The following is a 17866-nucleotide window of genomic DNA, read 5'->3' on the forward strand; positions in this document are numbered from 1 at the left end:
AGAGGTCGACACCAGGGCCACCACCCGGGCGGGATCGCTACAGTTCCCCCCATGCCAGACGCGACAGACAATCGGACCGCCACCTCGGAACTGGAGGCGGTGCTGGCCTCGCTGGCCTACCTGCTGACCCGTTCGCAGGAACACGAACGCCAGACGGCCCGGGCCGGCATCACGGCGGCCCGCTCGGACGTCTACCTCCTACGCGCGCTCGCCGAGGCCGAGGAGGCCAGCCGGGTGGGCGACCTGGCCGCCCGGCTGATGGTCAAGCCCTCCCACGTCACGCGGCAGATCGACCGGCTGCAGGGCCAGCAGCTGGTGGAGCGCACCCCGGACACGCTGGACCGCCGGGCCCGGCAGGTGGCGCTCACGGCCGAGGGCCGGGCGATGCTCAACCGTCTGAAACAGGCCAACATCACCGGCCTGACCAACGCGCTGGACGGCATCCCGGAGCCGGACGTCGCCGCCACCGTCAGCGTGCTGCGCCACCTGGTCGACCGGTACGTGCGCCAGGTCCGGATCACGATGCTGTCCGAGGACGCCGCTCCCTTGGGCCGGACGGCCGACGTCGCCGGGGGCGCGGAGGGCGCCGGGAGCACGGAGGGTGCCGGGAGCGCCGGGAGCGCCGGCTCGGGCCCGCGTCAGTGCGTCTGACGCGGCCGAGGACGGTCGCCGCCCGGCCTGCCGGGTGCGGTCAGACGATGGTCCCGGTCGGGGCGTCGAAGGTCTCGGCCGGGCCGAAGTCGCTGAAGGTCATCCTGGCGACGACCGCCTTCCCCTCCAGCACCATCCGCTCCTCGACGTAGCGGGTGCGGCCCTGCGCGTCGATCCACTGGTCGAGGTCGATGCCCGTGAGGCCCTGGACCTTCGCCATGGCGTGGGTCGGGGCGGACGCCTGGGCGAGCTGCTCCAGGCCCAGGTGGCCGGCGAGGTGGTAGACCGGGACGCCGTCCCGGGTCTCCATGCCCTTGCGGGCGGCCGGCCCCTGGGCGAGCAGCAGCGGGGCGAAGCCGCCGAAGTCGAACTCCGAGACGCCGGAGGACCTCCGGGTCTTCAGCCAGCTGCCACTGGCGTCGTGACCGCGGATGAACTCGGCGTCGGCGGTGGTGACGAACTCCAGGGTCGTGCCGTCGGCGCGCTTCTGCTCCCGGCGGCCGGTGTTCACCGTGTTGAGGTTCTGCCGCGCCGTGATCACCCCGCCGTCGGGCTCGCCCGTCGCCCGGACCGAGACGGCGTACGGCTCCTTGCCCGCGTTCGCCACGGCCTGCGCCGGGTCGAAGGCCCCCGGCACGGCGGCCGCGACGGACGGCGCGGACCGGTCGCCGCCGTCGCAGCCGGTGAGCGCGGCCAGGGCGGCGGCGGTTGCGGCGGTGGCCAGGAGGATGCTTCGGCGCACGGTGGAACGGCTCCCTGCGGTGATGGTGGTGCGGGCGGGCCGAAGCCTGCCATGAACGGCGCCCACCTCGAAAGGGCTTTCGGTCGTCGGGCCGCCGGGGCCACCGCCGGCCTACGGGGACGGTGGCGGGCAGGCGGCAGGCGGCGAGGGCGGCGTGTCGGGTGGCGGACTCCGGTCCGCGACGCCAGGGTGACTGCCGGGGGGCCTCACCAGGAAGAGCGAGAGATGCCCGAAGTCACCACTGCGTACGCGACCGGTACCCCGTGCTGGGTCGATCTGATGGCGAAGGACCAGCAGGCGGCGCTGGACCTCTACCGCGACCTGTTCGGCTGGCAGGGGCAGGTCGGCCCGGCCGAGTTCGGCGGGTACGCGGTCTGCGAGCTGAACGGCAGGGCCGCCGCCGGCATCGGCCCGGCGATGGCCCCCGAGGGGATGCCGACCCCGCCGACCGTGTGGACCAGCTACCTGGCCAGCACCGACGCCCAGGCCACCCAGGACGCGATCGTCGCCGCGGGCGGCACCCTGCTGATCCCGGTCATGGACGTCGGCACGCTCGGCAGGATGCTGATCGCCGCCGACCCGCAGGGCGCCGTGTTCGGCGTCTGGCAGCCCGGCGAGTTCTTCGGCGCCCGGGTCGTCAACGAGGCCGGCGCCCTGACCTGGAACGAGCTGCACACCAACGACGCGCCCGGCGCCACCGCCTTCTACGGCGAGGCGTTCGGCATCGAGATCGAGCCCGCGGAGGGCGCCGAGCAGTACTGGGAGCTGCGGGTCGGCGGCCGCACCGTCGGCGGCCTCACGCTGCTCGCCAACGACCCGCCCGGCACCCCCGCGCACTGGCTGACCTACTTCTCGGTCGACGACGTGGACTCCACCGTGGACGCCCTGGTCAAGCGCGGCGGCAGCGTCCTCGCCCCGCCGTTCGACATGGTGGCCGGGCGGATGTCGGTGGTCGCCGACGCGCAGGGCGCCCCGTTCGCGGTGATCAAGCCCGGCCCGATGCAGGCGCTGTAGGCCGCGAGGCGCGTGCGGCGAAGGCCTCGTCCCGCCCGCCCGGGAGCTCCCGGGCGGGCGGGACGTGGAGCGCCACCAGCGGCGCCGCCCGGCGTCGCGCCGACGGGCCCGTGCCAGCTGGTGCGGACGGCCGGGCGTGCGGACGGCCGGGCGCGCGCCCGGGCCACCCGGAGCCGCCGGCCCGCGGCGGCGGGGTCACGGGCGGCGGGCCCACGCGGAGATCATCGGGGCGGTGGCGAGGTCGAGTCGCCCGGTGGCGACGTTCGCCAGGTGGCGGTCGATCTCCTCGTCGGTGGCGAGGCCGTGCCCGGTGAGCTGGTGGCGGATCTGGCGGACCGTCGCGTCCTCCAGGACGGCGCACGCCGGGGAGGTGATCGGGAAGTACGCGTCGGCCTGCACGTCCTCCAGCCCGGCTTCGCGCAGCACCCGGGGAAGGGTCCGCCCGTACGCGAGGTCCGCGCCGCGGGCCGCCATCAGGGTGCGGAAGCCGGAGCGCAGCCGGTTGGCGAGCCGCTGTTCGGGGCCGGACTCGTCCGGGCACAGCAGCGGCTGCAGCCCGGGGTCGGCGTCCTCCAGGAGCAGCCAGCCGCCGGGCCGTAGCGCCTGGACCATCCGGCGCAGGGCCTCGGCGCGGTCGGTGACGTGCACCAGGACCAGCCGGGCGTGCACGAGGTCGAATCCGCCGGGCGGCGGCGGATCGGCCGCCACGTCGTGGGACAGCACCTCGATCACGTCTCCGGCGACGTCCCGGGTCCAGGACACGTCGATGTCGGTCGCGACGACCGTCCCCGTCGGACCGACGCGTTCGGCCAGGCCGATCGGGACGGAGGGGCCGCCGGCGCCGACCTCCCAGCACCGCATGCCAGCGCCGATGCCGAGCCGGTCGACGTGCCGGAACGTCACCGGGTCGAACAGCTCGGCGAGGGCGCCGAAGCGGGTACCGGCCTCCTTCTGCCTGTTGTCCAGCAGATAGCCACGGTCGTCGTCGTGCTCAGCCATGCGGCGATTCTGGCAGACGGGCACGGGCGCGGAGCCGGCCCCGTGGTGATCACCACCCGGCCTGCGCACGGGAGAATGGACGGATGACCGGCAGTCAGCAGTTCCCCCGGGGCATCAGCGCCCTGATCCCCCACGCCCCCACCACGGCCACGCCCGGCGAACGGGCCGCCTCCCAGCTCCGCCACCTGCGCGAGGCCACCGTCCCCGTCCCGGTCCTGGCCGCAGCCGCCGAGCTGATCGCCGGCCACCTGGACGACACCGACCCGGTCACCCGCGAGGCCGCCGCCACCGTCCACGCCCGCCTGCTCGCCATCCTGGACGACGCCGCCCCCGGCCGGTGACCCGGGCCCGGAACGGGCGCCGTCCGGGTCCGCGCTTTCGGTCCGGGCGTACTGCGGCGGCCACCGCCCGGCCAGCACGGTCCTCGGTGTCACCGAACTGGCCTTCCCCGGCCAGGCCATCGAGATCAGCTTCATCGTCGACACGAAGCTGCCCGCCTGAGCCCGCTCGCGGGGCCCGGCATCGGGGCACGGCGTCGGGGCGGCGGAAGCCGGGCGTCCGTAGCGGGCCCGGAGGACCCTCGTCACCGGTCCCCGGTTGCCGTCCGCCTCGCGCCGGCCCTGCCCACCAGCCAGCCGCCGAGCGCGGTCAGGAGGGCTGCCGCCAGCGCGTACACCGGCAGCCAGAGCGTCGTCGCGGACGCCAGGCAGGTGTTGACGGCGGGTCGGATCTGGTCGCTCTGTGCGTAGGCCGGCGAGGTGCCGTCCTGGCCGGCCAGGTCACCCAGGGTGGCTTGCGCGCTGAGAGCCGCGTAGGCGCCCAGGTGCGCGCACACGCGGCGGGTGCCCGGCATCGGGAGGAGCCAGGACCGGGCTGCCGCGTGAGGGACCGGGTCAGGCGGTCTCGTAGAGCCAGGGCGGGCAACCGCCGCCGCCCGAACGGCAGATCCGCCACGACAGGCTCTGCCCCCACCTGCCGGAGGAGACGGTCACGTCCCTCCGGCTGCCGTTGCCGTTGTCGTGGACGAGGTCCCCTGGCCGGCGGTGGTCGCGACGCCGACCACGGCGGCAACGGCGGTGGCAACCGGAACCATCGGGTTCCGAACGGTCCCGCGGTCCCCGCCCCTGCCCGTGAGGCGCCGACCGGGGCCGGCCGGGCACTCACGGCAGGGGTACCGCCTGCAGGCAGGGGTGCGGCAGGACGCCGGCGGGCGCCGTCAGGACGGTGGCCACCTCGCCGAATATCTCGACCCGCAGGTCACCGTCCGCGTTCTCCCAGACGAGGGTTCCACCGGGCCCGACGGCGTCGGTGGCGTGGACCACCACGACGGCCGGCGGCGCGTGTCCGCCGATCGGTCCCGGCAAGGTCACCGCGTAGCGGCGATTGAGGCTCCTCATGACCGGCCTCCCGTTCGTTTCCCGCCCTGTGCCGATTCTCCTCCCGAGCCGGGCCGTCGTACCCGAACGGTGAGCACCGTTCGGGCCCCGATCAGGCCATGACGGCGATCGTGCCGACCGGTATGGCCGACGCGGCCATGGCCGGACCGGGGCTTTCCCGGCCGGCCGCTCGGGTGTGGCGGGACCCGGGGAAGCATCGACGGATTCGGGCTCCCGTGACCACCCTCGGTCACTCCCTGTGCCGCGTGGAGTTCACTCCCGACCGGTTGGCCGACCAGGCCCGGACGGCGGGACGTCCCGGACCGGGAGGACGTCGGTCGCACCGGTCAGTTCGAGCATCCGCAGCACCGGCGGCCGGGGTCGGGCCAGTTCGATCCGGCTGCCCCGGGCCGCCGCGCGGTCCTGGGCCCGGAACATCGCGTCGAGCCCGGTGGAGTCGCAGAACTCCAGCCCGGCGCAGTCGATCACGACGACGGCGGCGGGCGCGGCCAGGGCGGCGTCGAGGGCCGCCCACAGGGCGTCGACCGAGTCGAGGTCGAGTTCCCCGTACAGGGCGAGGACGGTGCCCCGGGCCCACGGCCGGGCCTGCACGGTGAGCCCGACCGGCCCGGGGGCGGGGTCCGTGGCGGGCGGTCGGCGGGTCATGGTCTCGGTTCCCTTCGTCTCGGTTCCCTTCGTCCCGGCCCCGGCCGGCGGGTCGCGCCGAGCAGACGGGGACGTCAGTCCGGGTCCTGCGGGTCGTCCGCCCAGCCCGGGGCGTCGCGGTCCTCCAGTTGCTCGCGCAACCGGGTCAGGGTGGCGGTGAGCAGCCGGGAGACGTGCATCTGGGAGACGCCGATGCGTTCGGCGATCTCGGACTGGGTCCAGCCGTCCCAGAAGCGGAGCTTGAGGATGGCCTGCTCGCGGCGCGGCAGCCGGGCGAGCAGGGGGCGTACGGCGGTGCGGAAGTCGGCGAGTTCGATGCCGGGGTCGCAGGAGCCGAGTCGGTCGAGCATGGCGCTGCCGGTCTCGTCGGCGTCCTGGTCGCGCAGCGCGTCCAGGGAGTTGGGGCGGCAGGCGCGGGCGGCGGCCAGTCCCTCGGTGGTCTGCTCGACGGTGAGGTGGAGGTCCTCGGCGATCTCCTCGGGGTGCGGGAGGCGGCCGAGTTCCTGCTCCAGCCGGTCGGAGTCGCGGACGACGGCCAGGTACAGCTCCTGCATGCTGCGCGGGACCCGGACCGGCCAGGAGGTGTCGCGGAAGAAGCGCTTGATCTCGCCGGCGATGGTGGGGATGGCGTAGGTGACGAACTCGGTGCCGCGGTACGGGTCGTAGCCGTCGACGGCCTTGATCAGGCCGATCGTGCCGACCTGGAGGATGTCGTCCATGTCCTCGGCGCGGTGCCGGAAGCGGGCCGCGATGAAGCGGACCAGCGGCATGTTGAGCTCGATGATCGTGCCGCGCACGTAGCTGTAGGCGCGGGTCTCGCGGGCGAGGCCGGCCAGGCGCTCGAACAGCGCGTCGCTGAGTTCGCGCGCCTCGAACTTGCCCATCGACCGCAGCTCGGCCTCGGTGGGGCGCGGGGGCAGGTCGGGCGGGATGCCGGACCGCGCGACGGCACGGTGAACGGTTTCCGGTGAGGTGGACACGGTTGCTGTCTCCTGGGCATCGGGCGAACGCCCGGCGGCGCCGACGGCTCGTGCTCGCGCGTCGCGGGCTTCCTTCCCGCGGGACCCGGGCCCGGCTGCTCGGAGCGGTGGTCCCGGTGGCACCCGGCGGGGTGCGGGAGCGGCCGACTGGCCTCCGGCGGCCGCTGCACGGTCTTTTTTTACCCGACATACGACATTGAATTCATGTTTTGGTCGGTTTGTCGCTGTTTCTCCGGGTACGCGCGCTCGCGCAACGACGGCCGCACCGAGAGTGGCGGCCGAGCACCAGGCCGGCGCTGTCACACGCGAGGGCCCTGCGGTGTCTTCATGTCGAACACGCACACGCACCACACCCACGCACGAGGAGAACACCATCATGGCGCCACGCGTTCCGAAGGCGGAGCTTCCCGTCGAGCTCAGCGAGAACCTGGTCAAGCAGCTCGGCGAAGTGCCCGAGCCCATCGAGGTGGTGTGGCACAGCCCCAAGGTCGCCACGTCCAATCTGGAGTTCTCGGCCAAGCTGGGCGAGTGGGACGCGGCCGACGCGGGCCTCAAGTCGTTCGCGCACATGGCCGTCGCGGCGCAGGTCGGCTGCAGCTGGTGCCTGGACGTCGGCTACTTCCAGGCCCAGCACCAGGACCTGGACCTCACCAAGGCGAGCCAGGTGCCGCGCTGGCGGGAGTCGGAGGTGTTCACCCCGCTGGAGCGGGACGTCCTGGAGTACGCCGAGGCCATGACGAACACCCCGCCGACCGTCACCGACGAGCTGTACGCGGGCCTGCTCGGACGGCTCGGCCCGGCGGCGATGGTCGAACTCACCGCGTACATCGCCTTCGTCAACATGGCGACCAGGAACAACGCCGCGAACGGGGTCACCTCGCAGGGCTTCTCCGATGCCTGCGAGATTCCGTTGGCCACGCGTCCCGAGCCGTCCGGCGCGGCGCCCGCGGCATGACCCGGGACCCGTTCGTCGCCCACCGCAGCCTGCTGTTCACGGTCGCCTACGAGATGCTCGGGTCGGCCGCCGACGCGGAGGACGTGCTGCAGGAGTCCTGGCTGCGGTGGGCCGACGTCGACCGGGCGCAGGTGCGCGACCCGCGGGCGTACCTCGTGCGGACCGTCACCCGGCAGGCGCTCAACCGGCTGCGGACGCTCTCGCGCAGCCGCGAGGAGTACGTCGGCGAGTGGCTGCCGGAGCCGCTGCTGACCAGCCCCGACGTCGCCGAGGACGTCGAGCTCGCGGAGAGCGTCTCGATCGCGATGCTGACCGTGCTGGAGACGCTCGGGCCGGTGGAGCGGGCGGTCTTCGTGCTCCGCGAGGTCTTCGAGGTGCCGTACGAGGAGATCGCGGAGGCCGTCGGGAAGTCCCCGGCCGCGGTGCGCCAGATCGCCCGGCGGGCCCGTGGGCACGTAGCGGCCCGGCGGCCCCGGATACCGGTGAGCCGGTCGGAGCAGAGGGCCGTGGTGGAGCGGTTCCTGGCCGCGCTGCGCACCGGGCGGGTGCAGGAGCTGATGGAGGTCATGGCCCCGGACGTGGTCTTCATCGCCGACGGTGGCGGGCTCGCGGCCGCCGCCCGCGCTCCGATCCACGGGGCCGAGCTCGTGGCGGCGCTGCTCGCGCGCCCGGACCGGGTGGTGTCGACCGTGTGGCTCAACGGCGAGCCCGCCGGCCGGGTCGAGCTCGACGGCCGCCTGGCCACGGTCAGCCTCGTCGTGGAGAACGGGCGGGTCACCCGGATCCACGCGGTGGCGAACCCGCGGAAGCTGACGCGACTGGACGCGCCGGCCGAGCTCACCCGGTAGACCCGCCGTCACCGAAGAATTCCTGACGATGCGTCAGGAATCCTTCGGCGGTGCCCGGATCGCCACGGCGCGACCACCCGATCCGGTGAGTCCCGGCGAATCTTCCGCCGCGTCCAGGCCCAGGAGGTAGCCGAGGAGCCGGCGGCGATCGCGGGGGCCGCGTTCCCGGCGTCGTTCTCCGGCGAGGAGGCGCCGCTGGTCGGTACCGGGCGGCGGGCCCCGACCGGTGCGCAGCGAGTCAGGCCGGGTGGGCCGGGTGCGCGGCTTCCGCCGGTCCCGGGCCGACCGGGCCGCCGGAAGCCGTCCCGGACTTTTGTCGGGGCCCTGTCTAGTTCGTTCGCGTCCTGGTGTGGTGGGATGTGCCGGCACGGGTTGATGACGCCGACGGGGGTGCGCGTTGAGGAGTGGACGGCTGCTCGGACTGGACGGGGATGCGGCGCAGCTTGCTGCCGCGGGCCTGGTTCGTCTGGGTACGGACGAGTGGTTGGGCGGGGTGGCGGGGGCGCCGGCGTGGCTGGGGCGGATGCGGGCGGCGTCGTTCGCGGACGCGTGGCTGGCGTTCGGCGAGTCGTCGGCGCCGGGGCTGCGGGTGCCGGCGGGGGCGGTGCTGCGGGCGCTGGTGTTCCGGGCGGCGGAGCTGGTCCTACGGGCGCGGGCGGGGGACGGTCCGGCGGTGCTGGAGTGGCTGGGCGGGCGGTCGGCGGAGGCGCGGGAGCAGGCGGGCCGGGAGGGTGTGACGCACCCGGCCGAACCCGCGGCGCTCGCCCTGGTCTGGCACGGCGTCCAGGCGGTCAGCGCGGACGGCGGGCGGGCTTCGGCGGCGGATCGGGAGTGCCACGGCCGGCGCATCGACGAGCGGGGTGAGGCGTACGTCCGGGAGCGGCACCGCCGCCAGGACACCCTCGCGCTGATGCTGTCCTGCGCCCGGATCGCCGCCGCCGCGCTGGTGGAGCTGAGCGAGGACGACCCGGCCCGGGTCAGCGGGTGGCTGGCGCAGGACGCGGCCCGGTACATGGACTGCGGCGCCCCGGTGCCGCTGTGGGTCCCGGGGCGCCCCGGGCAGCCGGCCGGGTGAGGGGGCGGCCCGGCAGGCGGCTCAGGGTCCGGCTCAGCGGCCGGCTCAGGGTCCGGCTCAGCGGCCGGGCAGGCTGAGGGTGGCGCGCAGGCCGCCGGCGGGGCCGGGGGTGAGGCGCAGTTCGCCGTGGTGGGTGTCGGTGATGGCGGCGACGATGGCCAGGCCGAGGCCGTGGCCGCGGCGGGCGGGGTCGGTCTGGGCGGTGCGGCCGCGGCCCCGGAGGAAGGGTTCGGCGGCTGACCATCGACCCCGGCTGGAGCCGCTCCCTGCGGGCCGAAGTCCAGGGCCCCGGCGGGCCGTTGGCCGTGTACGTCGTCCACCTCGCCTCCGTCCGGCTCACCGTCAGCGGCTTCGCCACCGGCCACCGCAACCGCAACCTCGCCGCGCTCGGCCAGGCGCTGGACGAGGAGCCCCTGCGCAGGGTGCTGCTCCTGGGCGACCTCAACACCGCCGCCGGGGACCGCGAACTCGGCCCGCTCACCAGCCGGCTGAGCTCCGCGCAGGACACCGCCGGCGACGGCTTCGGGTTCACCTGGCCGTCGGCCTTCCCGCTGGCCCGGATCGACCACGTCATGACCCGGGACCTCCCCGCCACCGCCGCGTGGACCCTGCCCGCCACCGCCAGCGACCACCGCCCCGCCGCCGCGCGGATCACGGCGTAGGGCGAGCAGGCGGCGGGCCGGTGTCAGGCGAGGAGGTCGGACTGGAGGGTGACCACCTGGCGGAAAGCGGCGGCCGGGACGCCGTCGGGGTTGGTCATGGTGATGACGGCGACGAGGTCGGAGGCGCCGAGGTAGGCGATGCGGGCGGTCGGGGTGCCCTTGGCGCCCGTCGCCGAGCTCTCCTGGGCGTCCAGGTGGACGCCCTCGACGGTGTCCCAGACACCGTGGGAGGTGGTCTTCGCGCCGGGCAGGGCCTTGGAGCGGGCGTCGGAGCGCAGGGCGGAGAAGACGTCCCAGGACTCGAAGGAGGCGCCGAAGCGGAGCAGCCGGATCTGGGTGCGGGTGCCGTCGGAGGCCGTCCACTCCCGGACGGTGGCCGCGCGGCAGGCGTCCCGCAGGAGCAGCTCGCGCAGCTTGGCCGGGTCCTGCTGCTCGGCGAGGATCGCGTCGCAGGTGACCCATTCGGCCGGGGCCTGGCCGGAGGGGGCCGTGGACGGGCTCGCGCTCGCGGACGGGGAGGCGGTCGGGCTCGGGGCCGGGGTCGCACTCGCCGACGGGGAGGCGGTGGCTGCGGCTGTGGGGATCGGGTAGAGCGCCGGGGTGAGGGTGCCGCCGGCTTCCTTGGGGGCGGGCAGCAGCAGGTACCGCAGGTCCGCGGTGTGCAGGACGTTCCTGCCCGTCCGGTCCGGCGCGCTGCTGCCGGAGGGCAGCGGCGGCAGCGTCAGCGGCGGGAAGGTGTAGCGGCCGTCGCCCGGGGTGGCCAGGCCGGGGAGGTCGGTGCGCTCGGGGGCGGTGACGGCCAGCGCGGCGCCGGTGCCCGCGAGGGCGAACACCAGGGTCGCGGTGGCCCAGCGCGCCGCCGCCCCGCGCCTCGCCCGGCGCCGGGCGAGGCGGGCCTCGTGCTCCTCAGGGGTCTCCGCGGGGGTCTCCGCGGAAACCTCGGCGAAGGGGTCCGCAGGGGCGTGCGGGGTGGCGTGGTCGGTCATGCGGACGCTCCGGGGCGTGCGAGACGGTCGAGCTGCATGGTGAAGAGGGCGACGATCCGGTCCTTGGGCAGCGGCGCCACGCCCTCGACGTTCATGACCACCAGGAGGTCGCCCTCGGCGGCCGAGCACTCCAGGTAGTCGATCGGCGCGGACGGCGGCGCCGGCATCAGGTAGCAGTGCGCCTCGGGGTGGCCCGGGATCTCCGGGCCGATCCGGAACAGGCCGGTGTCACCGGTGAAGACCGCGGTGTACTCGTTGAGCTTCTGCACCTCCTGCTGGTTGAACTGGCGCAGCTTCAGACCGACCACCAGGTCGCCCTCGCCGGTGCGGTACGTCCGCACGCCGGTGGCCTTGACGTGCAGCCCGTCCCAGTAGGAGCGGAGCTTGTCGCGCTTGTCCTTGGGGATCTGCTGGAGCTCGGCGTCCAGGTCGGCGGACAGCCGCTCGGCGCCGAGCTCGGTGTCGTTGCCGTACCCGCCCTCGTCCGGGCCGAGTTCGTAGCCGGCCGGGACGGGCAGCAACAGGTCGCGCAGCGAACCGAAGTGGTTGCCGTTGGACTTGGCGCCGAACGGCGTGGCGGTCGCGGCCGGGGCGGGCGCGGCCGACGGCCCGGCGGCGGTGGCCGGAGCCGGCTCGTCGTACTGGGTCTTGATGATGCCGATGCCGATGGCCACCCCGGCCAGCGCCGCTGCGGCCGTCGCGGCGCCCGCGCGCAGCAGGCGGCGGGAGGCGGGGCGCGGCGCGGTGGGCTGGTGCTCGGCGGCCGGCTCACCGGCGGTGGGCGGGACCGGCTCGGGGGCCGGGGTCTCGGTCACGGTGTTGCCGGTCACGGTGTTGTCGGTCACGGTGTTGTCGGTCATACCAGCCGCTCCCACTGCTGCTTGGCGAGGTCCTTCACGACCTCGGGGTTCACCGGCTTGGTGTCGAAGACCTCCACCACCATCACCACCGTGCCGCGTTGGGCGAGGGCGCTGCCGTAGTAGAACTGCTCGGTGCTCTCGTTCCAGTGGCCGGGCTCCTTCTCCACCTGGTAGCCGCCGTTGGCGCCGTCGGCGAACGACTCCAGGTTGCGGGCGAAGGCGGTGTACACGGCGGCCTCGTTGGCGCGGTCCGGCGCGTACTGGATCAGCAACACGCGGTACTTGGCGTCGCCCTTCTTCCAGTCCACCTCGGCCGCGCGCCGGAAGCCGCGTGTGTTCAGGTCCTTGAAATCGCGGGCGGCGGTGCCGCTGTGATCGGATACTTCGCCGACCGACATCCAGCTCGGCTTGTCCGGGTAGTCAGCCCAGGCGGTACTGCCGTCCGGGGCGCTGATCAGCAGTTTGACCAGGTCGCCGTCGATGGCCAGCGGCTTGGGCTGCTGGGCGGCGAGGGCGGCCGGGTCGACCGCCTGGGCCGGGTAGGACGGGCGCGCGACCTGGATCGGCGGCAGTGGCGTCGGCGGGCGCTGGGCCTGGACGGCGTAGCCGACGCCGCCGCCGACCAGGGTGCCCAGCACCAGGCCGGACACCGCCAGCAGCACCGGGCGCGGGCGGCGCGGGGCGCGGGGCGCCTGCTCGGGGCCGACCGGCGGGAAGCCGGGCAGCGGCGCGTCGAGGGCCGGTGCGCAGCGGAGGGCGTCGGGCGCCTCGGCAGTGAACTGCGGTTCGCCGGGAGTAACTTGGGGCTGCGGTGAAGCGGCGGGGGCCGGTGCGTCGCCGGGTGGGGGCAGCGCGGGTTCGGTGGTCATGGGGTGGCTCCAGCGGAGGAGGGAAGGATGACGGCGTCGGGGCGGGCGGTGGGCTCAGCCGCCGGAGGTGAGCCACTCGCGCTGGCGCTTCATCAGCTCGCTCAGCAGCGCCCTGTCGGGCGCGCCCTTCACCTCGACGTCGATCGTGTACTGGACGTCGCCCTGGCTGGAGATGCCGGTCATCGAGCCGGTGAACGCCTGCTGCTTGGGCTTGTGCACGTAGCCGTGGGCGTCCGGGTCGCCGTCGATGTCGATCGGGTCCTGCGACTTGACGGTGTATCCCTTGACGAACCGGCCCGCCATCGCGGTGGAGCCGAAGCGCAGCAGGGTGACGGTCACTTCGGACTTGCCGTCGGCCGTCCGGTACGTCCGGGTGGCGCCCGTCTGGTACCCGTACGAGCCGAGGACGTCCATGATGCCGTCCTGCTTGCCGAACAGGTCGGCGACGTCGTCGTTGCTCATGGTCATCCCGTCCGCGGGCCCGTAGGACTCGCCGCCGGCCGGGATCGGGAGCAGGAAGTAGCGCAGGTCGCCCTCGTGCTTGCCGCCGTTGACCGTGCCCTTGACCGTGCTGGCCGGCTTGGGAGTGGTCGGGGCGGCGCTCGGCACGGGCACCGGGGTGGCGGAGGGGGTGGGGCTCGGGCTCGTCGGGGCCGTGGTGGCCGGTGCGGGTGCGGCGGCGGCCGCCGGGCGGGCGTCCGGTCTGCCGACGGCGACGGTCACCGCGGCGCTGGCCGTCGTGACGGCGAGCAGGCCGGCGGTGGCCAGCACGACGCCGACGGCGCGCGGCAGCCGGCGCGCGGCCGGCTCCAGTACGGCGACCGGCTCCGGTACGGCGGCATGCTCCGGTGCAACGGCATGCTGCTCCGGTACGGCGGCCTGCTCCGGTGCAACGGCGTGCTGCTCCGGTACGGCGGCCATGTCGTTTTCGGGCGCGGACAAGGAACTCCCCCGGGAAAATGTGGGATCTCGCGCACGGACTCCCTCGCAAACCGCTCCCCCAGCGGTTCTCCGGACCGTCCATCACGCGTCTCAACAGGGATTATGAGAGACCGTCCACACCACTGCCAACAAAGTTAATCGCCGCACTCCGGTCCAATACTCGATGAATCGGACACGTCGTGATGCAACCGCAACAGGCGCTCCGGGCGTGGTACCGCGGTACCGCACTCCCTCCGATGATCGGTCCGGGGTACCACGGATCGCGCCGCCGCCGCACCTAGCGTGGAGGGTGAGGAAGGCCGGGACGGTCCGGCCCCGGAGCGTAGGGGTGAGCGATGATCGAGGCGCACCAGCTGACGAAGCGGTACGGCGAGAAGACCGCCGTCGACCGGCTCGACTTCACGGTCAGGCCCGGCACGGTCACCGGCTTCCTCGGGCCCAACGGCGCCGGGAAGTCCACCACCATGCGGATGATCGTCGGACTGGATGCGCCCACCAGCGGCTCGGTGCGCGTCAACGGCCACCGCTACGCCGCGCACGCGGCGCCGCTGCAGGAGGTCGGGGCGCTGCTGGAGGCCAAGTCGATCCACCCCGGGCGCTCCGCGTTCAACCACCTCATGGCCCAGGCCCACACCCACGGCATCCCGCGCGCCCGGGTGGAGGAGGTGATCGAGCTGACCGGGCTGCAGTCGGTGGCCAGGAAGCGCGCCGGGGCGTTCTCGCTGGGCATGGGACAGCGGCTGGGCATCGCGGCGGCGCTGCTGGGCGACCCCGCCACCGTGATGCTGGACGAGCCGGTCAACGGCCTCGACCCGGAGGGCGTCCTGTGGATCCGCAACCTCCTCACCTCGCTCGCCGCCGAGGGCCGCACGGTCTTCGTGTCCTCGCACCTGATGAGCGAGGTCGCCCTGGTCGCGGACCACCTGATCATCGTCGGACGGGGCCGGCTGCTGGCCGACACCACCGTGCAGGAGCTGGTCCGCCAGGCCGGCGGGGACGTCGTGAAGGTGGCCAGCGCCGATCCGGCCCGGCTGCGTGCGGCGCTGGCCGGGCCGGGCGTGGAGGTCACCGGACGGGCCGGGTCGGAGGAACTACTGGTCACCGGCCTGCCCGCGCGCACGATCGGGCTCAGGGCCGCCGAGCAGGGCATCGCCCTGTTCGAGCTCGCCACCCGCACGGTCTCCCTGGAGGAGGCGTTCATGGACCTGACCAGGGACGCCGTGGAGTACCACGGCACCACCACCACAGCCGAGTCCGCCGCCGCGGGCGCCGGCGCCGAGTCCCCGAGGAGCGCGGCATGAGCACCGTCGCACCGAGCCAGACCCCCGCGGCCGCCGCCCAGCGGCCCGCGCGCCCCGCCTACCGGGTGACCCCCGCGCGCGTGCTGCGCTCGGAGTGGGCCAAGCTGTGGTCGCTGCGCTCCACCTGGATCACGCTCGGCCTGGGCCTGCTGTTCCTGGTCGCCTTCGGCCTGATCGCCGCGTTCCAGTTCAAGTCGAGGATCACCTCGGGCCGCCCGATGGACCGCGACTTCGCCGACGCCAGCGCCCTGAGCCTGTCGCTGTTCGGCACCAACTTCGCCCAGCTGGCGCTCGGCGTCCTCGGCGTGCTGGTCGCCGCCGGCGAGTACTCCACCGGCATGATCCGCTCCACCCTGGCCGCCGTGCCGCGCCGCCTGCCGGTGCTGTGGTCCAAGGCGACGGTGTACGGCCTGATCGTGCTGCTGCTCGGCACCGTCGGGGTGTTCACCGCCTTCCTGGCCGACAGCGGCATCCTCTCCGGCACCCGCGCGGCGATGACCTTCTCGGACGCCGGTGTCCTGCGCGGTCTGCTGGGGGCCGGGCTCTACCTCGCCCTGGTGGGCGTGATCGGCGTCGCCCTGGGGGCGCTGCTGCGCTCGGTGGCGGGCGGCATCTCCGTCCTGGTGGCCTCGCTGATGCTGGTCCCCGGCCTGATCTCGCTGCTGCCCTCCTCCTGGCAGACCCACATCAGCCCCTACCTGCCCAGCCACGCGGGCGAGGCGATGTTCGCCCTGCACCACGACGCGACCACGCTGTCGCCCGCCGCCGGGCTGGTGGTCTTCCTGCTGTGGACGGTGCTCGCCCTGGCCGGCGCGGCCGTGCGCCTGGTGCGCAGCGACGCCTGAGAGACTCCGTGCACGTTCCGGTGCGGTACCCGGCCCGCCGGGTGCCGCACCGGGCCCGTTCTGGACGAGCTGGACGAGCTGGACGAAGGTGACGCCATGAGCGAGTACGACACCGCCGCCGCGGGCGCGGGGAGCGACCCGCTGTCGGGGCACCCGGTGTTCGCCCGGCTGGCCCGGATCGGGCAGCGGGCGCGGCAGGCGGACCGCGACCACCCGTGGGTGCTGGACACCGCCGTGGTGGCCGCGGTGTTCCTGCTGTTCTGCGTCCCGGACCTGATCCACGACGGCGGCGAGTGGGGGGCGCGCGAGCACCGGATCGTCTTCACCCGGCCGCCCGTGGCGGCAATGCTGGCCCTGCAGGCGGGTCTGGTGGTGCCGCTGCTGTGGCGCCGGCGGCGGCCTGCGGCGGCTTTCGCGGCGGTCATGGCCGTGTTCGTGCTGCAGTGGTCGCTGGGGGTGGCGCTGCGCGCGGACGTCGCCCTGCTCGTCGCCCTCTACAGCCTGGCCCTGCACGGGAGCCTGCGGCACCTGGCCTGGGCGTGCGCGGCGATGGCCGGCGCCGCGGCCCTGGTCGCGGTGGAGCTGTCCGGCGGGCTGCCGGTCGGGGACGCGTTGTTCTTCCTGTTCAGCGCGGCGACGGCGGCCGTGGCCGTCGGCATCGCGGTGCGCATCCGCCGGGCCCAGCTGGCCGGGCTGCGCGAGCGCGCGGCGCGCCTGGAGGTCGAGCGCGACCAGCGCAGCCGGCTGGCCACGGCCACCGAGCGCACCCGGGTGGCCCGGGAGATGCACGACATCATCGGCCACAACCTGTCCGTGATCGTCACCCTGGCCGACGGCGGCGCGTACGCGGCCGAGGCCTCCCCCGAGCGGGGCCGGGAGGCGCTGCTGCTGATCGGTGAGACCAGCCGGCAGGCGCTGGGCGAGCTGCGGCGCATGCTCGGCGTCCTGCGCGACCAGGGCGAGCAGGACCCCGAGTTCACCCCGCAGCCGGGCATCGCCGACCTCGACGGGCTGTGCGCGCGCATCCGCGCCGCGGGGCCGCAGGTGGTGTACACCGCGCGCGGCGAGCTGGAGCGGCTGGACCGCGGGGTGCAGCTGATGGCCTACCGCATCGTCCAGGAGGCGCTCACCAACACCCTCAAGCACGCCGGACCCGACACCCGGGCGCACGTGACGCTGGCGGCCGAGGGCGGCCGGCTGCGGGTGCGGGTGCAGGACGGCGGTCCGCCCGGCGGGGCCGCGCGGAGCGGGCCGACGGGCGAGGAGGGGCACGGCCTGACGGGCATGCGCGAACGCGCGGCCCTGTACGGCGGCACCGTCGCCGCCGGCCCCGGACCCGGGGCAGGATGGACCGTGGAGGCCGTCCTCGACCTCACCCCCGACCCGACAGGCAGCCTGACGTGACCACCGTCCTCATCGTCGACGACCAGCCCCTGCAGCGGTACGGCTTCCGGATGCTGCTGGAGAGCCAGCCCGGCACCGAGGTCGTCGGCGAGGCCGCGCACGGCGCCGAGGCCGTGCGCCTGACGGCCGACCTGCGGCCCGACGTCGTCCTCATGGACATCCGCATGCCCGGCATGGACGGCATCGAGGCCACCCGCCGCATCGTCGCCACCGGCGGGCGCTCGCGCATCCTGGTCCTGACCACCTTCGACCTCGACGAGTACGCCCACGCCGCGCTGCGCGCGGGCGCCAGCGGGTTCCTCCTCAAGGACGCCCGCCCGGAGGAGCTCCTCGCCGGGATCCGCGCCGTCTCCGAGGGCGACGCCGTCGTCGCCCCCGCCGTCACCCGGCGCCTCCTGGACGCCTACGCCCACCACCTGCCGGTGCGCCCGCCCGGTACGGCCGCCGAGGACGATCCGCGGCTGAACGCCCTGACCGAGCGCGAGCGCGAGATCCTGGTCGCCGTCGGCCGGGGCTGGACCAACGGCGAGATCGCCCGGCGGCTGGTGCTCGCGGAGTCGACCGTCAAGACGCACGTCAGCCGGGTGCTGGCGAAGATCGGCGCCCGGGACCGGGTACAGGCCGTGATCTTCGCCTACGACCGCGGCCTGAACCGGCCGAACCCGCCGGGCTGACCGGGTCGCCTGCCGAC

Annotated in this window: 21 protein-coding genes and 2 pseudogenes; 12 read left to right on the plus strand and 11 right to left on the minus strand. The window is 74.6% G+C overall.

Going from position 1 to position 17866, the window contains the following annotated elements; all coding sequences use genetic code 11:
- Positions 1 to 51: 51 nt before the first annotated feature.
- Positions 52 to 651 carry a MarR family winged helix-turn-helix transcriptional regulator gene (locus tag ACIOJE_RS12710; protein ID WP_280677371.1) on the plus strand — a complete coding sequence of 200 codons (600 nt, stop codon included), beginning with the start codon at positions 52 to 54 and terminating at the stop codon, positions 649 to 651.
- Between the two features lie 40 nt (positions 652 to 691).
- Here ACIOJE_RS12710 and ACIOJE_RS12715 read toward each other — a convergent pair whose 3' ends face one another.
- Positions 692 to 1393, minus strand: coding sequence for a hypothetical protein (locus ACIOJE_RS12715; protein ID WP_400775651.1), 702 nt, complete (start codon positions 1391 to 1393; stop codon positions 692 to 694).
- 225 nt (positions 1394 to 1618) lie between these two features.
- Here ACIOJE_RS12715 and ACIOJE_RS12720 point away from each other — a divergent pair, with 225 nt between their 5' ends.
- On the plus strand, positions 1619 to 2407 hold the full coding sequence (locus ACIOJE_RS12720) for a VOC family protein (protein WP_280677375.1): 789 nt from the start codon (positions 1619 to 1621) through the stop codon (positions 2405 to 2407).
- Between the two features lie 195 nt (positions 2408 to 2602).
- On the opposite strand, the gene ACIOJE_RS12725 is transcribed toward ACIOJE_RS12720, so the two are convergent.
- Positions 2603 to 3406 (minus strand): class I SAM-dependent methyltransferase, encoded by an 804-nt coding sequence (locus tag ACIOJE_RS12725; protein WP_280677377.1) that lies wholly within the window; start codon positions 3404 to 3406, stop codon positions 2603 to 2605.
- An 83-nt stretch (positions 3407 to 3489) separates the two neighbouring features.
- On the opposite strand from ACIOJE_RS12725, the gene ACIOJE_RS12730 reads away from it, so the two are divergent.
- Complete coding sequence (locus ACIOJE_RS12730; RefSeq protein ID WP_400775653.1) at positions 3490 to 3747, plus strand: hypothetical protein; 258 nt, start codon at positions 3490 to 3492, stop codon at positions 3745 to 3747.
- A 46-nt stretch (positions 3748 to 3793) separates the two neighbouring features.
- A pseudogene (locus tag ACIOJE_RS12735) lies at positions 3794 to 3907 on the plus strand (RidA family protein); the annotation flags it as partial.
- Positions 3908 to 3989: 82 nt separating this feature from the next.
- On the opposite strand, the gene ACIOJE_RS12740 reads toward ACIOJE_RS12735, so the two are convergent.
- The 4 genes from ACIOJE_RS12740 to ACIOJE_RS12755 all read right to left on the minus strand — a co-directional run bounded on the left by ACIOJE_RS12740 (position 3990) and on the right by ACIOJE_RS12755 (position 6428).
- A complete protein-coding gene (locus ACIOJE_RS12740; RefSeq protein WP_400775656.1) occupies positions 3990 to 4259 on the minus strand; it encodes a hypothetical protein in 270 nt (89 codons plus the stop codon).
- 307 nt (positions 4260 to 4566) lie between these two features.
- A complete protein-coding gene (locus ACIOJE_RS12745; protein WP_280677384.1) occupies positions 4567 to 4803 on the minus strand; it encodes a DUF6296 family protein in 237 nt (78 codons plus the stop codon).
- 252 nt (positions 4804 to 5055) lie between these two features.
- On the minus strand, positions 5056 to 5448 hold the full coding sequence (locus ACIOJE_RS12750) for an STAS domain-containing protein (protein WP_400775659.1): 393 nt from the start codon (positions 5446 to 5448) through the stop codon (positions 5056 to 5058).
- Positions 5449 to 5522: 74 nt separating this feature from the next.
- On the minus strand, positions 5523 to 6428 hold the full coding sequence (locus ACIOJE_RS12755; RefSeq protein ID WP_400775662.1) for a SigB/SigF/SigG family RNA polymerase sigma factor: 906 nt from the start codon (positions 6426 to 6428) through the stop codon (positions 5523 to 5525).
- Positions 6429 to 6804: 376 nt separating this feature from the next.
- On the opposite strand from ACIOJE_RS12755, the gene ACIOJE_RS12760 reads away from it, so the two are divergent.
- The 3 genes from ACIOJE_RS12760 (at position 6805) to ACIOJE_RS12770 (ending at position 9306) form a co-directional block, all read left to right on the plus strand.
- Complete coding sequence (locus ACIOJE_RS12760) at positions 6805 to 7383, plus strand: carboxymuconolactone decarboxylase family protein (protein ID WP_280677390.1); 579 nt, start codon at positions 6805 to 6807, stop codon at positions 7381 to 7383.
- Complete coding sequence (locus tag ACIOJE_RS12765) at positions 7380 to 8231, plus strand: RNA polymerase sigma-70 factor (protein ID WP_400775665.1); 852 nt, start codon at positions 7380 to 7382, stop codon at positions 8229 to 8231. Before ACIOJE_RS12760 ends, ACIOJE_RS12765 begins: the two co-directional genes overlap by 4 nt.
- A 397-nt stretch (positions 8232 to 8628) precedes the next feature.
- Positions 8629 to 9306, plus strand: a complete 678-nt coding sequence (locus ACIOJE_RS12770) for a hypothetical protein (protein ID WP_400775667.1) — start codon at positions 8629 to 8631, stop codon at positions 9304 to 9306.
- Positions 9307 to 9363: 57 nt separating this feature from the next.
- Here ACIOJE_RS12770 and ACIOJE_RS12775 read toward each other — a convergent pair.
- A pseudogene (locus ACIOJE_RS12775) lies at positions 9364 to 9525 on the minus strand (ATP-binding protein); the annotation flags it as partial.
- 23 nt (positions 9526 to 9548) lie between these two features.
- On the opposite strand from ACIOJE_RS12775, the gene ACIOJE_RS12780 reads away from it, so the two are divergent.
- On the plus strand, positions 9549 to 9968 hold the full coding sequence (locus ACIOJE_RS12780; RefSeq protein WP_348534094.1) for an endonuclease/exonuclease/phosphatase family protein: 420 nt from the start codon (positions 9549 to 9551) through the stop codon (positions 9966 to 9968).
- A 23-nt stretch (positions 9969 to 9991) separates the two neighbouring features.
- Here the strand turns inward: ACIOJE_RS12780 and ACIOJE_RS12785 are convergent, their stop codons facing one another.
- The 4 genes from ACIOJE_RS12785 to ACIOJE_RS12800 are packed head-to-tail and all read right to left on the minus strand — an operon-like array spanning position 9992 to position 13625.
- Positions 9992 to 10954, minus strand: a complete 963-nt coding sequence (locus ACIOJE_RS12785) for a hypothetical protein (protein ID WP_400775669.1) — start codon at positions 10952 to 10954, stop codon at positions 9992 to 9994.
- The gene (locus ACIOJE_RS12790) at positions 10951 to 11814 is read right to left on the minus strand and encodes a hypothetical protein (RefSeq protein WP_400775672.1); all 864 of its coding nucleotides are present in this window, start codon (positions 11812 to 11814) and stop codon (positions 10951 to 10953) included. The genes ACIOJE_RS12785 and ACIOJE_RS12790 overlap by 4 nt, the downstream gene beginning before the upstream one ends.
- A complete protein-coding gene (locus ACIOJE_RS12795; RefSeq protein ID WP_400775675.1) occupies positions 11811 to 12683 on the minus strand; it encodes a hypothetical protein in 873 nt (290 codons plus the stop codon). Before ACIOJE_RS12795 ends, ACIOJE_RS12790 begins: the two co-directional genes overlap by 4 nt.
- A 54-nt stretch (positions 12684 to 12737) precedes the next feature.
- A complete protein-coding gene (locus ACIOJE_RS12800) occupies positions 12738 to 13625 on the minus strand; it encodes a hypothetical protein (protein WP_400775678.1) in 888 nt (295 codons plus the stop codon).
- A 335-nt stretch (positions 13626 to 13960) separates the two neighbouring features.
- Here ACIOJE_RS12800 and ACIOJE_RS12805 point away from each other — a divergent pair, with 335 nt between their 5' ends.
- From ACIOJE_RS12805 to ACIOJE_RS12820, 4 genes are all read left to right on the plus strand, one after another.
- Positions 13961 to 14926, plus strand: a complete 966-nt coding sequence (locus ACIOJE_RS12805; protein ID WP_280677404.1) for an ABC transporter ATP-binding protein — start codon at positions 13961 to 13963, stop codon at positions 14924 to 14926.
- Positions 14923 to 15771, plus strand: coding sequence for an ABC transporter permease (locus tag ACIOJE_RS12810; RefSeq protein WP_280677406.1), 849 nt, complete (start codon positions 14923 to 14925; stop codon positions 15769 to 15771). The genes ACIOJE_RS12805 and ACIOJE_RS12810 overlap by 4 nt, the downstream gene beginning before the upstream one ends.
- A gap of 96 nt (positions 15772 to 15867) precedes the next feature.
- Positions 15868 to 17175: a sensor histidine kinase gene (locus ACIOJE_RS12815; RefSeq protein WP_400775681.1), complete on the plus strand. Its 1308-nt coding sequence runs from the start codon at positions 15868 to 15870 to the stop codon at positions 17173 to 17175.
- On the plus strand, positions 17172 to 17849 hold the full coding sequence (locus ACIOJE_RS12820; RefSeq protein WP_280677410.1) for a response regulator transcription factor: 678 nt from the start codon (positions 17172 to 17174) through the stop codon (positions 17847 to 17849). The genes ACIOJE_RS12815 and ACIOJE_RS12820 overlap by 4 nt, the downstream gene beginning before the upstream one ends.
- The last annotated feature ends 17 nt before the right edge of the window (positions 17850 to 17866 follow it).

This window comes from Kitasatospora sp. NPDC087861 (assembly GCF_044742585.1).
In the GTDB taxonomy this organism is placed as follows: Bacteria; Actinomycetota; Actinomycetes; order Streptomycetales; family Streptomycetaceae; genus Kitasatospora.

Coding starts and splice junctions, on each gene's coding strand:
- ACIOJE_RS12750 (WP_400775659.1), bottom strand. CDS start 5,448: ATGACCCGCCGACCGCCCGCCACGGACCCCGCCCCCGGGCCGGTCGGG.
- ACIOJE_RS12815 (WP_400775681.1), top strand. CDS start 15,868: ATGAGCGAGTACGACACCGCCGCCGCGGGCGCGGGGAGCGACCCGCTG.
- ACIOJE_RS12760 (WP_280677390.1), top strand. CDS start 6,805: ATGGCGCCACGCGTTCCGAAGGCGGAGCTTCCCGTCGAGCTCAGCGAG.
- ACIOJE_RS12795 (WP_400775675.1), bottom strand. CDS start 12,683: ATGACCACCGAACCCGCGCTGCCCCCACCCGGCGACGCACCGGCCCCC.
- ACIOJE_RS12725 (WP_280677377.1), bottom strand. CDS start 3,406: ATGGCTGAGCACGACGACGACCGTGGCTATCTGCTGGACAACAGGCAG.
- ACIOJE_RS12710 (WP_280677371.1), top strand. CDS start 52: ATGCCAGACGCGACAGACAATCGGACCGCCACCTCGGAACTGGAGGCG.
- ACIOJE_RS12720 (WP_280677375.1), top strand. CDS start 1,619: ATGCCCGAAGTCACCACTGCGTACGCGACCGGTACCCCGTGCTGGGTC.
- ACIOJE_RS12810 (WP_280677406.1), top strand. CDS start 14,923: ATGAGCACCGTCGCACCGAGCCAGACCCCCGCGGCCGCCGCCCAGCGG.
- ACIOJE_RS12765 (WP_400775665.1), top strand. CDS start 7,380: ATGACCCGGGACCCGTTCGTCGCCCACCGCAGCCTGCTGTTCACGGTC.
- ACIOJE_RS12805 (WP_280677404.1), top strand. CDS start 13,961: ATGATCGAGGCGCACCAGCTGACGAAGCGGTACGGCGAGAAGACCGCC.
- ACIOJE_RS12745 (WP_280677384.1), bottom strand. CDS start 4,803: ATGAGGAGCCTCAATCGCCGCTACGCGGTGACCTTGCCGGGACCGATC.
- ACIOJE_RS12740 (WP_400775656.1), bottom strand. CDS start 4,259: ATGCCGGGCACCCGCCGCGTGTGCGCGCACCTGGGCGCCTACGCGGCT.
- ACIOJE_RS12730 (WP_400775653.1), top strand. CDS start 3,490: ATGACCGGCAGTCAGCAGTTCCCCCGGGGCATCAGCGCCCTGATCCCC.
- ACIOJE_RS12790 (WP_400775672.1), bottom strand. CDS start 11,814: ATGACCGACAACACCGTGACCGACAACACCGTGACCGGCAACACCGTG.
- ACIOJE_RS12785 (WP_400775669.1), bottom strand. CDS start 10,954: ATGACCGACCACGCCACCCCGCACGCCCCTGCGGACCCCTTCGCCGAG.